Below are 14002 nucleotides of genomic sequence, written 5' to 3' on the forward strand. Positions count from 1 at the left end.
AGGCCTGTGACCGATCACTTCGACAGCGATGCGACCGACATCCACCCGCGACCTGTGACAAGGTGTCGGCGACGCTCACAGCGGTCGCGTCCGCGAACCGGTGACAGTCGCGGCCGGCTCACGCCGCTGTCACCGCTGTCCGCTGACAGCCTCCACTCCCCCGTCATGCGCCCTGTGACAGCCGGGAAGCTCTGTCACCGATGACACCCCACCCAGTGGCGGAGGCCCCGTTGCGGCTGGCCACGCCGATAGCAACGGCCCGGCCCTACGCCAGCCGGAAGATCCCCCACAGCGCTGGTCATCGCCGTGGCCCATGGAGGTACCCAGAGCCCTCGGTCCGGCGCCATGGAATGGACCGCACCCCACACATCACCACTGGCAGTGACTCGATGTGACTGACAGGAACCGCCGATCAGAGTTCCTCACGGAGCAATCGTCGGCACCTGGCGAGAGCTGCGGAAGCGGAACCCTCGATGGTGGGCCCTGCGGGCTGTGTGGGCGGTTGTGAGGTCGGCAAGTGTTCGCTGGGACTCACACGGCCCGGTTTGGGGGTGTCAGCGCTTCACGGCGCGGCGCGGAGCCGACATCCATATGAGCGAGCACACGCCGCACCCGCACCACCCGACCGAGCCTGTCGAGCCGGCCGACGCCGCACTCGTCGACCTCATCGTCGGTGACCCGCCGGTGCCGATCACGGTCTGGCGCACGGCCCGCACCCGGGCCGCGACGGACACCAGCCTGCCCGCCCGCCTCGCCTACCGCCTCGTCGCCGCCTACAGCCGGCCCGGGGAGGCGGTCGTCGACCTCACCACCGACCACGCTCTGGCCGCCACCTGCGCCCGGGGTGACCGCCGGCACCACCGCGCCTGGTTCACCGACAGCTCCGCCCTGATGATCGGACCCGCCACCACCGGCCTCCCCGCGGCCGACACCCACCCGCCCGCCACCTCGGGCGAGCCCGAGGCCGGCGACGGACAGGACCCGCCCGAGCTGGCCGAGTGGTTCGGCGACGACCTCACCGACCCCGACCTGCCCGACACCGACACGCTCCCCCAGCTGCCGCAGGACGGCCTGTGGGACGCGACCACCAGCCTGGTGGTCGCCTGCTGGCCGCTGCACGAGGCCGACACGCCCGCCCGGGTCCGGCTCGCCTGGCTCCTCGCGGCCTGCGCACGGCTGTTGCGCCCCGGGGGCTGCCTCGTCCTCGTCGTCGGCATACCGGCCGGCGTCCAGACCACGCCGGAGGACTTCGGGCCGCTCGTGGCCGCCGCCTCCCACGCAGGTCTCGGCTTCCTGCAGCACGTCGTCGCCGTCGAGGCCGACACCGACGGCGACCAGTTCGTCTATCACGTCACCGACGAGGAACTGCTCACCCTCGCCCACGCCAACCCCGAGCAGTGGCGGGTCGCCCACCTGCGGGTGCACGCGGACCTGCTGGTCTTCACCCCACAGACGGCCGAGTCGGGACAGCGCCACCGGCGCGAGGGCGGTGAGCGCCGTGCCTGAGCAGCACCCCGCCACCGCACAACCCGACCCGAACACACCCCACGCCCCCAGCCTCGCAGGGGAGGGCTACCAGGGCAAGCACCGCGCCGGTCCCGAGGTCTTGTCCGTGTGGGCGACCGCCCAGTCCACCGGCCCGGTGCAGCGGCGAGGCCGGTACGTGCCGGAATCGGTCAAGCACCCGGCCCGGATGCTGCCGGCGATCGCCGCCCACGCGGTGCGCGCCTACACCCGGCCCGGGGACCTGGTCCTGGACCCGATGTGCGGCATCGGCACCACCCTGGTCGAGGCGGTCCACGCCGGCCGCGACGCGTTCGGCATCGAGTACGAGCCGCAGTGGTCGAACATCGCCGACGCCAACATCCGCCACGCCCACGACCAGGGCGCCACCGGACGGGCGTCGGTGATCCGCGGCGACTCCACCCGCCTGATGTCCCTCGTGCCCGCGGCGCTCACCGGGCAGGTGGCGCTCGTGGTCACCTCACCGCCGTACGGGCCGACCGTCCACGGCCTCGTCCGCCCCGGCGCGGACGGCGTCGTCAAGCACGACGACCGGTACAACGACGGCCAGGACCGGGGCAACCTCGCCTACCGCGACCTGACCGGCCTCGCCGACGGGTTCACCCGGATCCTGGCCGGCTGCGCCGCCCTGCTGCGCCCCGGCGGCGTCGTCGTGGTCACCGCCCGGCCGTGGCGCAAGCGCGGCGAGCTGGTCGACCTGCCCAGCGCCGTCATCGCCGCCGGCCAACGCGCCGGCCTCGTCCCGATCGAACGGTGCGTCGCGCTCCTCGCCGCCGTCCGCGACGGGCACCTCGTCGCCCGACCGTCGTTCTTCCAACTCCAACAGGTCCGCAAGGCCAGGGCCACCGGGATGCCGATGCACCTCATCGCCCACGAAGACGTCCTGATCTTCACCAAACGACTGCCGCCCGACGGCGGGACCGGGGTAGTCGCGTGAGCGCACCCACCCACCGATACCTGTCGCTGGGCGCGGGCGTGCAGAGCACCACGCTCCTGCTGCTCGCCGCCCAGGACACGATCCCCGGGTTCGACGCGGCGATCTTCGCCGACACGTCCTGGGAACCGGCGGCGGTCTACCGTCACCTGGACCGGCTGACCGGCATCGCCCGCAGTGCCGGCATCGAGGTCGTGCGGGTCAGCACCGGAGACATCCGGGCCGACGCCCTCGACCCCAAGCACCGCTTCGCGTCCATGCCCCTGTTCACCCTGGGGCCCAACGGTGAGCGGGGCATGGCCCGCCGGCAGTGCACCGGCGAATACAAGATCAAACCCATCAAGGCGGAGGTGCGGCGCCGGCTCGGCTACCCACACCCGACGCGGGTGCCGGCCGGCGTGTGGGCACAGATGGCGATCGGGATCAGCGTGGACGAGATCGGCCGGGCCCGGGACTCCGACGTCGGCTACATGCGTAACGTCCATCCGCTGCTCGACCTGGGGTGGCGGCGGACCGACTGTCTCCGGTTCCTGGCCGAGCAGGGCCTCGGGGACACCCCGAAGTCGTCGTGTGTGGGCTGCCCGTTTCACGACGACAGCTTCTGGTCCGACCTGAAGGGCAACAGCCCGGCGGAGTGGGCGGCGGCGGTCGCCTTCGACCGCGCCATCCGTCACGGGTCCGCACGGGCCAACGCCGACGGGCATCCGTTGCGGGGGCAGTTCTTCCTCCACCGGGCGCGGGTGCCGCTCGATGAAGTGGTGCTGCGTCCCCGCCCCCGGCCGGCGGACGCGCCTGGCTGTGGGCCGTGGACATGCCCTGGCGACGAGCTGGCGACAGTCGACGCCGGGCGTGGGGAGGTGGCGTGAACGTTGAACACGCCGCACCGCGAGTCGGCTCAGTGTGCACCGGCTACGGAGGGCTCGACCTGGCCGTCGAGGTGGTGCTCGGCGGCCGCCTCGCCTGGTACGCCGAGACCGACCGGCACGCCGCCACCGTCCTGGCCCACCACTGGCCCGACATCCCCAACCTCGGCGACATCAGCGTCATCGACTGGACCCACGTCGCCCCCGTCGATGTCCTCACCGCCGGGTTCCCCTGCCAGGACATCAGTGACGCCGGCAAACGCGCCGGCATCACCGGCGTGCACTCCAGCGTCTGGAACCACGTCGCCAGCGCCGTTCGCGTACTACGACCGCGGCTGCTGTTCGTGGAGAACGTCGCCGCCCTCCTGCGGCGAGGCCTCGACGTCGTCCACGCCGACCTGGCCGAGATCGGGTACGACACGAGCTGGCTATGCCTACGCGCATCCGACATCGGCGCCGCCCACCGACGGGACCGACTGTTCCTGCTTTATCTGGACAAACAGTGGCGGCAGTAGTGAAGATCACAGCACCGCTGATTCGTCGCCAGCATTGCGGTCCGACCGGGTTGTCGGCGTGGTCAGGGCTGGCGGACTGCGATGAGGATGGCCCCGGGAGCGTCAGTGTCGGGGCCGATCAGCAGGTGGGCCTTGATGGTGAATCCGGTGTCGCGTAGCCACGCTGCGACTCGGTCGGGCTGGCGACGGTGAACGTAGACATTCATGGGGTGGCCGCCGTAGCCCTGTGTCTTGAGCCTCGACTCGTCGCCCACGTGGAAGCCGAGTAGCAGCGGTCCGCCCGGACGCAGCACCCGGTGGAAGTGGCCCAAAACCGAAGGGACGGCGTCATCGGGTATGTGGATCAATGACCAGAAGGCAAGCAGGGCGGCAATCGAGGCGTCGGCGAGTTGCAAATCGGTCATCGAGCCCACTTCGAATCGCAGATCGGGGTGGTCGCGCCGAGCCAGGTCGATCATCGCGGGTGATAGGTCGATGCCGAAGGCGTCGACGCCCAGTTTGTGCAGGTGGGCGGTGACGTGTCCCGGCCCGCAGCCCACGTCCGCCACCGGCCCGTCGCCGGCGGCGTGGACCAGCTCAGCGAATAACGCCAGACTTGCACGAAGGTATGGCTCCGTGGCGAGGGCGTCGCGTACGAAGTTGGCGTAGCTGTCGGCGACCGTGTCGTAGGAGGTCCGGGCGTCTACCAACCAGTCGTCTGTGTTCCTGCTGGGTGACCCGGGCGCGTTGCGGTCTTCCAGCGGTGACTCGGTTCGCGTCATCGGTCGATTCCTCCTGGTTGGGTTGGTAGGGACGGGAAGCTCGCTCACGGGCGAGACGTGTTGAGTTCCTGCAGCAGGCTGCGGATGCGGTCCGCGATGCAGCGGTGTCGTTCGATCTCTCGGGCCCAGCCACGTTCGGTGGCGTCGGCGGCGAGTTGCTCTTCGGTGTGCAGCCGGTCTTCTAGCCGGGGGATGTACTGAGGTGTGGTGACGAACTTAGGGCAGCTCAGGTAGAGGTCACATTCGCACGGCCCTTCCTGAGGCAGGCGCAGGCAGCGTCCGAGTTCAAGTTCGGTCTTGTAGAGGTTGGTCTGGAGCCAGTCGAGTGCGGTCTGGTCGAGTTGGCCGCGGCGCAGAGTGTCCGCCAGAGGGCCGGCGATAGCCGCTCCAGGCTGCAGGACGGCCTGGTAGTCGGCCAGCACGACCGGGTCGGAGATCTGCGAGTAGGTCATGGACATGCCCGCGCTGAGGTGCCCGAGGATCTTCACGATCGTCTGGGTGCGGGCGCCTTTCTCGGCTAGTTGGGTGCCCAGCGTGTGCCGGAACCGGTGGGCGTGGATGGCGGGCTTGCCTTCGGCGTTGAGGATGCCGAGTTCGTCGCAGATGCGTCCGAGCGGCACCGCGATCAGGTATTCGACATCGGCGAGCCGACCGTTGTTGAGGAACAGGTAGCGCACAGTCTTGCCGGTGTCTCTGTCGTGGATGCCGCGGTCCTGGTGTCCGGCGCGCAGTTCATGGAGACGGCGGATCGCTTCGGCAGCTTCGGGGTGGATCGGCACGGTGCGTTCTTTGAGCGATTTGCCGGCGGCGAGCCGCAGCCGCGGGGTGCCGTCGGGGTAGGTGTCGAGGCAGTCGAGGTGCAGCCGGCGGATCTCTCCGCGGCGTGCGCCGCTCCACCGGGCGACCAGCAGCGCACACCGTTGCAGCGGGCACTCGACGGCGCGGATCGCGGTCATCAGCGGTTCAAGTTGGTGGGCCGGGATGAACCGTGGGACGCGCTGGACCGCCCGTGGAACGTCCATTCGGGTCAGTACCGGGCGAGCGGGCATGTCGGTCCACTCGGCGTGGGCTCCGTAGCGGAAGAACACGGTGACTTCGGAGATAATGCTGCGGCGGTAGACGTCGCTGAGCGGCTGCTCGGGGTGCTTGACTTTGCGCTGCCCGCCCAGCCACGTCATGAAGTCCAGCAGGTCGGCGCGAGTCAGTTCGGCCAGGTTCTCCACAGCCGGGCGTTGCTGGGCCAGCCAGATGCCCAAGCGTCGCATCGCGGCCCGGGTCGAGCTCATGGAGTCGGGCCGCACGATGAGAGCTCGTTCGACCAGGTAACGGTCCATCACCGCGGCGATTCGCGGCTCCGGGCTCAGCGGCGGCAATGGTTTACGGTCCAGGCGTTGTGGCAGCCGGTCGGTGATCCCGGCGTGGAACAGCGCGATCCCGGTGCGGAACACGTTGGTGCCCCACGCGTTCTTGATCGTCGTGAGGTGCCGTGGGCTGAGGACCTCGTCGATGCCGGGGACCTGGTCAAGGGTGCGGATCGTCGCCCTCAATTCCTCGACATCGTCGGCGGTGACCGCGTGCAGGTCCGGGTCGCCGCGGTGCAGCACCAATCGCATCACGGTCCAGGACACCCGGAACGTGCTGCTGTCGGGGTTGTGTCCCAGCGCGGTCACCTGCTCGCGTAGCTGGTCGACCTGGGCGGTCAGTGGCAGGCCGAGCTGGTCGGCGATCGACCACGGTTTGATCACACCGATGCCGAGCAGCCAGCCCCAGTCCAGACCCAGTCGGCCGGTAAGGGCCAGGTAGATCAGGTAGTCGCGGGCGTTGTAGTTGATCCAGCCGGCGGTGACGTCGAAGTCAACCCCGGGGCCGCGACGCCGGGTCTGGGTGTCCTTGTTGCGCCACCCGAGCCGCTGCCGCAGCGGCTGGTCGAACCAGCTATCAAGCTCGGGGAACTGGCGCAGGAAGCGGACATGTCGGCGATGTAGCCGGATCTTGCGATCCTGGCTGTAGATGCCGCTGTGCTCGACGAACGACTCGTACTCCTCGGCCGGACAATGGCGTGGACCACCGACCAGGCGCGGTGGCGGTGACGCCGGTAGGCGCAGAACGGCTCCGCTCACGGTGCGGTGTCCCCGATCGCGGCCCGGTAGTCCTTGACCACATCGGGATCACTGACCCGGGTGTAGATCTTCGTCGAGTCGGGGCTGGCGTGCCCGAGCCGGGTTATCAGGGTCAGATCCCGCATTCCGCCCTCGAACATGCGGGTCGCGTGCGTGTGGCGCAGCGCATGCGGTGTCAGCCAGGCGTCGCGGACGCCAGCACGCCGGGCGGCCCGGGCGAACATGCGCACCAGACCGTCGTAGCTCAACGGCTCCAATCGTCGTCGGCCGCGACCGCCGACGAGGAACACATAGCCGGTGTCTGCGTCAGCGGGGCGTTCGTGCATGACGTAATCGCTGACGGCCGGCAAGGCCCGGCTTTCCAGCAGGTCGACGGTCCGGTCCCGGCGGGATTTCTGCCGAACCCCTGCCGGATGATCAGTCCGGTGGCGCACCACGATTCGCCGACGTCCGTAGGAGATGTCCTCCAACCGCAGGCCGAGGACCTCTCCCGGCCGCAGGCCGCCCTCCCACATCATCTCCAGCAACGCGCGGTCCCGCCGGGTGCGCAGCACGCCCAGCAAGGCGACATAGGTGTCGTCGGACATCGGTCGTGGCAGCGACTCCACCGTCTTGATCCGCAAGGCCCGACGCACCGGCCGCTGCGGACGCGACGTCACCAACGGCGGCCGGGGGCGGCCCGGAACCCGAGCCGCTGCCTGGTCGGGGATCGTCACGATCGGGTTATCGGAACCGCCGTAGCGTTCGATGCTGATCAGGTACTCGAAGAACGACGACACCGCAGCCAGCACACGGTTACAGGTCTTGGCCGCCAGCAACCGGCCGTTCCCGGCGGTCAACGCGAGGTCCAGCCTCTGGGCCTTACGGCGCGACGAACGGGTTCGCAACCACTCGATGAAACTCACCGCCAGCGCGGGCCTGAACTCCTCGACCGTCAAGCCACGCTCGTGCAGAAACTGGAACAGCTTCTGCAAGTCATGCGCATAGGCACGGACCGTGTTCGGCGAATAGTCCCGCACCGTCAACAAGCGGAGGAACCCGGCCACATCGGCAACGGGCACGCCGGCATCGTCGACCAACTCCACAGTCGGCTGCCCGACCTGGGCATCAACAACCTTCGTCACACGCACGCTGGACAACGTAGGGGTTCAACGAGCCGTCCACAGAATCAGTGGCACCTCAACTGTCCAGATAAGAAGGTGGCCACACCCAGCCGGGCGGGAGGAGGTGCGGACGTTACCGACACCCTGCGCCCGTGACGGCAAAGGACCCGGCCACCAGCACGGCCTGCCGGACCTGATCGAACCAGGCGGCACCCGCCACGGCGTGCTGCCCACCCCGGCCGCGGTGGCCTCCGGGTCGAACACGTCCCTGTCGGTCGGGACGGCCTGCCGGCCGAGCCCGGCGGGTATCGCCACCCCGCCACCACCGGCCGACGCCGACAGCCCTTCCTCGGTCGCCGCCGCCAGTAGGCACGCTGCGTCGGCGCAGGTCGGCGCGGCGCGGCTCTTGCCGACGCCGAGGGCCAGTGACACCGGCACCCCGGGGCGGCGAGCCGGTGCCGGTTTCCGGCCGCCGCTGTCACAGGTGCTCCTGCCCACCCCGAGGGCCACCGACGGCATCAAAGGCTGCCCCGGGCAGCGCGGCTCACACGGCGACCTCACCCTCCCCTCAGCCGCCGTGCGGGTGCCAGCCCGGCCCCTGCCCACCCCGCGGGCCTCCGACGCACGCGGACCCGGCAGGCATGGCGACGGCGGGAGCGACCTACGCACCACCGTCGCTGGGCTCGGCCAGCCCGACGCCGACCGGTGGGGTGCCTACGCCGCCGCGGTGGCACGGTGGGAACTCATCCTCGGCCGCCCGGCGCCGGAGCCGACCCAGCCGGGCCGGCACGGCAAACCGGTCCTGGCCCCACCGTTCGTGGAGTGGCTCATGGGTCTCGACCAGGGGTGGGTCACCGACCCGATGCTGGGGCTGCCGCGCACCGCCGCGCTGCGGATCCTCGGCAACGGCGTCGTCGCCCAGCAGGCGGCCACAGCTCTTCGGCTGCTGCTGTGCCCACACCGCTGGCAGACACAGGCGTGAGAGCCGGCTGCGCAACGTCGTCTGGGACCCAACCCACCGATGCGCAAGACCACGCGGGCGGACACGTCCGCTATCTCGATGGCTGCTTCCTCTTCTGACTGCCCCTTTCGACATCCATTCGGAGTCCACTGTGACCAGCCGCAACATCGATGACCACGAGACGACCAACGCCAGCGACCGCAGCGGTGAGGTGTGGACCGAGGAGCGGATCCGCGCGCTCGGCGCGATCACCGACCTGCCCACCGCCGGCCGCGTGTTCGGCCTGGGACGTGCTCTGTCCTACGACCTCGCCCGCACCGGCGGGTTCCCGGTGCCGATTATCCGGGTCGGCGCTCGCTACAAGGTGCCCGTCGCCGGGATCCTCACCGTCCTCGGCCTCACTGTCTGCCCTGACGACTTGACCCCGGGCGGTATGCGAAGCGTCGATCACCACCAGGAAATCAGCAGCATCGACCCGCCGCACAGCGGTGGTGACCGAAAGAAGGAACCGTGACTCGCGCCCGCGGGCCCGAAGGGGCCCTCACCAAACGCTGCACCTGCACCGACCCGGCCACCGGCAAGAGAGTCGGCAGCCGGTGCCCGAAGCTGCGCCGCCCCGGCGGCGGCTGGCACCCCACCCACGGGGTGTGGGGCTATCAACTGGAGTTGCCCATCCGGGCCACCCAGCCCCGCCGGCAACTACGCCGTTCCGGCTTCGACAGCCGCGACAGCGCCAGCGCGGAGCTGCGCCACGCACGCGCGCTGCTCGACCTCGCCGACGGTGACCACGACCTCGCCGTGCAGGTCGGGGACCTGCTGCACGTCTGCCGGCCGGGTAGCCCGCTGCCGGATCGGGACGCGGTTGCCGCCCGCATCCGCGCCGGGGTGCCCGCCGCTGTGCCCACCACCACCGGCGAGTACCTCACCGTTTGGCTGGACGGGCGGCGAGGGCTGGCGGAGAAGACGGTGCGCGGCTACGCCGACCACATCCGTCTGTATCTGATCCCCCACCTGGGGCAGGTCCCGATCCAGAGCCTGCGCACCGGACATCTGGAGGCCATGTTCACGGCCATCGGCCGGCAGCAGGACGAGATCCGCGCGGCCCGCGCCAGCGCCGACCCCGACGTGCGGGCCAAGGTCAAGGGTGTGCGACCGATGGGGGCCTCCAGCACCCAACGTCTCTACGCCACCCTGCGCAAGGCCCTCAACGACGCGGTCGTCCGCGCGAAGCTGATCCCCGCCAACCCCGCCCTCGGCATCGAACTACCCACCGCCCGCCGACCCAAGGCGCGGGTGTGGACCGCGAAGGCGGTCGAGCACTGGCAGGCCACGGGGAAACGCCCGAGCCCGGTGATGGTGTGGATGCCCGCGCAGGCTGGACGGTTCCTCGACTACACCGAGGGCCACGACATCGTCCTCTACGCCATGTTCCTGTTGATCCTGCACCGTGGCCTGCGACGTGGTGAGGCGTGCGGGCTGCGCGACCACGACGTCGACCTCGACGCCGGTTACCTCACCGTCGTGCAGCAGATCACGACCGTCGGCTACAAGCCGATCACCCGCCACGTCAAGAGCGACGCCGGGGACCGGGTCGTTCCCCTCGGCCCGAAGACCATCGCCGCCCTGAGGGCGTACCTCGACATGCGCCGCCGCTGGCAGAGCGTCAGCGACGGCACCTGGCCCGACAGCGGATTGTTCTTCGTCCGCCCGGACGGTCAGCCGTGGCATCCGCAGACCATCAGCGACCGGTTCGACCACCTCGTCGCCAAGGCCGGGCTGCCGCCCGTGCGGCTGCACGACCTTCGCCACTGCGCGGCGACCTACCTACGCCACGGCGGCGCCGACATGAAAGAGATCCAGGAAGTGCTCGGTCACTCCACTATCGGGCTGACCTCCGACACCTACACCTCGGTCATCCTCGATCATGAGCGGGGCCGTGCCGATGCCGCCGCCGAGCTTATCCCCCGCGACGACGCTGCTGCGTGACTCGCCGACGCGGCGCCTGCAGCGCCCCGGCCGTGGCGACACGATGCCAGGGTCGTCCGCTTGGTCTGGCGTTGTCTTGCCTTCACGCCGATCGATAACCGGAGTCGTGGGGCGCGGGGGCCGCCAGGTGAGGACGGGTGATGTCGCTGATCGACGGCATCCTCGGTGACCTGAAGGCGATGGCCGTCGGTATCGCCAGCACTGAGCAGCACGTGCGGGCGGTGGACGACGCTGTGGAGCAGACCAGCGTCCGGGCCGCGGCCGCCGGCTTCACGGCGGTCGCGGCAGGGCTCACTCCGGTACGCGGCATTCTCGGGCAGGTCCGGGCGCAGCTGACCTCGATCGGCGGTGTCCTCGGCGAGACGACGCGTGCGGTCGCGGCGGTGCCGCAGCAGTCCTCCCCGCACGACGTCACCGCCGTGCTGGCCCCGGTGGCCGCGGCCCTCACTGGTGTCGACAGCGGCATCGCCGCGTCGGCGGCGCAGATCGGGCAAGCGCGGCAGTACATTGCGGGCACCTTGCGGGGAGGACAGCCCGGCCCGACGCTGGCGGGCCTGCAGAGGGTGAACGACCTTCTCCACATCCTTCGCACCCGTGGGGAGGCCACCCGTCAGGCCGTCAACGCAGCACTGACGCACACCCGCCACGTCGGTGCACTCGACGCCCCAGCCACGGGCGGCAACGACGTGCCCGCCGCCCAGCCCGTGCCGCCCGTGCACCCCACGGGGGCCGCCTCCAGTCAGGGACCGGCGGCTGATGGCGGGCCGGACACCTTCCCAGGACCAGTCGGCCCGGCCTGGCGACAGGTCAATCCTGGCGCACTACCCGACATCGTCCGTGCCACCGCTGGCTCTCTGCCTCCTCGGCCGGCGGGCAGCACCCGTCCCACCCAAGGAATCCTCGACGGCATGCCCGTCACGTCCGGAGGAGGCGACCGGTCCCTGGCCGCTGACCTCGTCCACGACCCGCTACGTGGACCCCCGGTCACCTTCTACGACCACGTCGAGTCGAAGGCCGCCGCGCACCTGCGCCGCGTTGGCGGCGGCGAGGCGGACCTCGCCATCGACAACACCGTCTGCGGCACCAACGACCGAGACCAGGCCTACCCCTGGACGTGTGACAAGATCCTGCCGGCCATCCTGCCCGCGGGAAGCCGCCTACGGGTGTGGGTCACCCGCGACGGCGGCACCACCTGGTGGCACCGTGTCTACACCGGCACCGGAGAAAGGATCAGCCGATGACCCCGCTGCTACGCGACTACCACGGGCACCCCTACGACCTGACCAGCCCGGACGAGGCGGGACGCCGCTTCGACGAACAGGTCACGGCGATCATGCCCCACGGAGAATGCGGGCAGACACTCACCATCGGCACCGCCAACGGGCCGGTGTTGCGCATCGACATCGACGTAGACGCCGACCGGGCCGCGCTGCGGTGGCTCCCCGACGGCAGCTACGCCACCGACCTCGATGCCGACAGGCCGATCACGGTGTACGAGTCCCCCGACACCGGTCTGCGGGATATCCCCGCCGGCCTCGCCCGGGTAAACACCGCAACCGCCCGCAACGCCGTCATCGAGTACGTCACCTCAGGCCAACGACCCACCATCGTGGCCTGGGCCCAGGGGAATCCATCCGTTTCGTAGGCGCCACGGGGAAACGGAGAAGGGAAGCCGTAAGGCTTCCCTTCTCGCCGGAGTAGTTTGCAGGAACACCCTCACATAGGTATCCAACTCCGCAGCAAGGGTAGATGCTGTGGGCTCCGCAGCCAACTGTGCGCGGAGGCCTTGAGCGGTCGGCGCTGCTGACGCCACTATGTTTCACAGTGCCGCTGGTGCTGTCGCCGTCAGGTGATGGGCGGCAGGCTGCACGAAACCGCGCCTAGCCCATGGCGGTCGGACTTGGTGGAGGCGGTATTCCATCTGCCAGGGGACGTCTCCAGTTTACCTTCGCCGCATGGGGTGCGGCAGGCCCCCTTCGGGCCTACTCGCCTGCTTCCGTCAGGCAACTCTTCTCGCTGAACTCTAGAGTCCACTCGGGGAAGTTGTTGGTACTTCGTGGGTGGTCGAGGACTCTCGAACTGAGTGATCTCAGATGATCAGCGGCGGCGCGGGTGTCGTCGCCGGGCAGGATCGCCTCCGCAGTGATCGAGGGCTCCTCCGCATCGGTTTCGACGGCGACGTTCGCGATGCCTCCGGCTTCCTCGCCGGCGATGAGCGCCTCCATGAGACGTCTGGCTTCTTGGCGCAGCACTTCTGCGGGTATTCGCTTTTCGCCTCGGCCGTGGGTGGTGACATGCCAGGTGATGCGAACCCGCATTGCGGCGCCTCGATCCTTTCATCGTGCCGCCAGCAACGTAGCCTCCGGGCCCACGCGAGCAACTCCTGCGCATAGCGCTCAGGGTCAGAAGGTCGGTAATGAGCTTGGCGGGAGTGCCTTTTACATGGACAAATTACATCCCAGGACTTCGATGTCACTTCAAAGGTGAAACCTCGCAGGTGAAGGTACTCGAGAGCCCTGTATACGGACAGGGGGTGCGGTGACGCGGTCGGGGAGGGAAAACGCACTGGACAACTCCGTGTTGAGGGGGAACAAACAACCTCCATCTCCAACGAGGCCGTCGCGCGACGGATGCGCGTTACGAAGGACACATTCCTTGGCCGCGTGTTGCCGCCATTGCTATTCGGATGATCATGCTACCGGAGCCAGGCCCATACTCCTCGGCTCCCCTGCAGCGCAACGGACGGCTAGTGCGTTGCCCGGTCGTCAGATAGACGACACTGGCGACGGTCGGACGCAGGTGACGTTGTACAGGAACCAGCCCTTGTCACACCTCCCCCCGGTGCGGTGATGCGCGCTCATACGGGCCGATGAATGTGCAGGGTGCAGCTGATGCGGCGGTGGTCTGATGGCCAGGAGGTGGGGTCGGCGCTGGGTGGGGTGTGTATGCGGTAGGAGCCGGGCGTGACGGTGGTGGTGTTGAGGAGGGCTTGGTTGCCGAGGATGTAGTCGATGTGTAGTCCGTTTGGGCCGTTGACGGTGGGTGGTAGTGGGTTGGGTGCGTGGGGGTCGAGTTCGGCGAGGTGGTGGAATCCGGCGCTGTTGATGCGGTGGCCGGTGGTGGGGTTCCAGGTGCCGATGAGTCGGTCGACGGCGCGGGTGTCGGCGTGCCAGGTGCCGTTGTCGTCGTGGCGGCCTTTGTGGTCGCGGATGCCGATGGGCACGGTGGTCCAGTC

14 protein-coding genes are annotated in these 14002 nt (G+C 69.5%); 9 read left to right on the top strand and 5 right to left on the bottom strand.

Features of this window, described 5'->3' with window-relative positions; translation table 11 throughout:
* Window positions 1-591 precede the first annotated feature (591 nt).
* The 4 genes from E1258_RS01400 to E1258_RS01415 are packed head-to-tail and all read left to right on the top strand — an operon-like array spanning window position 592 to window position 3836.
* Window positions 592-1506: a hypothetical protein gene (locus E1258_RS01400; protein ID WP_132396061.1), complete on the top strand. Its 915-nt coding sequence runs from the start codon at window positions 592-594 to the stop codon at window positions 1504-1506.
* The gene (locus E1258_RS01405; protein WP_132396063.1) at window positions 1490-2461 is read left to right on the top strand and encodes a TRM11 family methyltransferase; all 972 of its coding nucleotides are present in this window, start codon (window positions 1490-1492) and stop codon (window positions 2459-2461) included. Before E1258_RS01400 ends, E1258_RS01405 begins: the two co-directional genes overlap by 17 nt.
* Window positions 2458-3324: a hypothetical protein gene (locus tag E1258_RS01410; protein WP_132396065.1), complete on the top strand. Its 867-nt coding sequence runs from the start codon at window positions 2458-2460 to the stop codon at window positions 3322-3324. Before E1258_RS01405 ends, E1258_RS01410 begins: the two co-directional genes overlap by 4 nt.
* Window positions 3321-3836, top strand: a complete 516-nt coding sequence (locus E1258_RS01415) for a DNA cytosine methyltransferase (RefSeq protein WP_243715106.1) — start codon at window positions 3321-3323, stop codon at window positions 3834-3836. The genes E1258_RS01410 and E1258_RS01415 overlap by 4 nt, the downstream gene beginning before the upstream one ends.
* A gap of 62 nt (window positions 3837-3898) precedes the next feature.
* Here E1258_RS01415 and E1258_RS01420 read toward each other — a convergent pair whose 3' ends face one another.
* Genes E1258_RS01420 through E1258_RS01430 form a run of 3 tightly spaced genes read right to left on the bottom strand, consistent with a single transcriptional unit; the run spans window position 3899 to window position 7847 of the window.
* Window positions 3899-4597, bottom strand: a complete 699-nt coding sequence (locus tag E1258_RS01420) for a class I SAM-dependent methyltransferase (protein ID WP_132396067.1) — start codon at window positions 4595-4597, stop codon at window positions 3899-3901.
* A gap of 44 nt (window positions 4598-4641) precedes the next feature.
* Entirely contained in the window at window positions 4642-6717 is a 2076-nt protein-coding gene (locus E1258_RS34235) for a tyrosine-type recombinase/integrase (RefSeq protein ID WP_243715107.1), read from the bottom strand.
* Window positions 6714-7847, bottom strand: coding sequence for a tyrosine-type recombinase/integrase (locus E1258_RS01430; protein WP_207919360.1), 1134 nt, complete (start codon window positions 7845-7847; stop codon window positions 6714-6716). Before E1258_RS01430 ends, E1258_RS34235 begins: the two co-directional genes overlap by 4 nt.
* 97 nt (window positions 7848-7944) lie before the next feature.
* On the opposite strand from E1258_RS01430, the gene E1258_RS01435 reads away from it, so the two are divergent.
* The 5 genes from E1258_RS01435 to E1258_RS01455 all read left to right on the top strand — a co-directional run bounded on the left by E1258_RS01435 (window position 7945) and on the right by E1258_RS01455 (window position 12412).
* On the top strand, window positions 7945-8802 hold the full coding sequence (locus E1258_RS01435) for a hypothetical protein (protein ID WP_132396069.1): 858 nt from the start codon (window positions 7945-7947) through the stop codon (window positions 8800-8802).
* Window positions 8803-8932: 130 nt separating this feature from the next.
* Window positions 8933-9295 (top strand): hypothetical protein, encoded by a 363-nt coding sequence (locus E1258_RS34240; protein WP_243715108.1) that lies wholly within the window; start codon window positions 8933-8935, stop codon window positions 9293-9295.
* A complete protein-coding gene (locus E1258_RS01445; RefSeq protein WP_132396071.1) occupies window positions 9292-10767 on the top strand; it encodes a tyrosine-type recombinase/integrase in 1476 nt (491 codons plus the stop codon). Before E1258_RS34240 ends, E1258_RS01445 begins: the two co-directional genes overlap by 4 nt.
* 140 nt (window positions 10768-10907) lie before the next feature.
* Window positions 10908-12008, top strand: coding sequence for a DUF6244 family protein (locus E1258_RS01450; protein WP_132396073.1), 1101 nt, complete (start codon window positions 10908-10910; stop codon window positions 12006-12008).
* Window positions 12005-12412, top strand: coding sequence for an Imm1 family immunity protein (locus tag E1258_RS01455; RefSeq protein WP_132396075.1), 408 nt, complete (start codon window positions 12005-12007; stop codon window positions 12410-12412). The genes E1258_RS01450 and E1258_RS01455 overlap by 4 nt, the downstream gene beginning before the upstream one ends.
* A 337-nt stretch (window positions 12413-12749) precedes the next feature.
* Here the strand turns inward: E1258_RS01455 and E1258_RS01460 are convergent, their stop codons facing one another.
* Together E1258_RS01460 and E1258_RS01465 are read right to left on the bottom strand one after the other, a co-directional pair.
* Window positions 12750-13085 (bottom strand): hypothetical protein, encoded by a 336-nt coding sequence (locus E1258_RS01460; RefSeq protein WP_132396077.1) that lies wholly within the window; start codon window positions 13083-13085, stop codon window positions 12750-12752.
* Between the two features lie 539 nt (window positions 13086-13624).
* The coding region (locus E1258_RS01465) for a hypothetical protein (RefSeq protein WP_207919361.1) at window positions 13625-14002 on the bottom strand (378 nt) is incomplete at its 5' end.

The sequence above is a fragment of the Micromonospora sp. KC207 genome (assembly GCF_004348615.1).
Lineage (GTDB): Bacteria > Actinomycetota > Actinomycetes > Mycobacteriales > Micromonosporaceae > Micromonospora.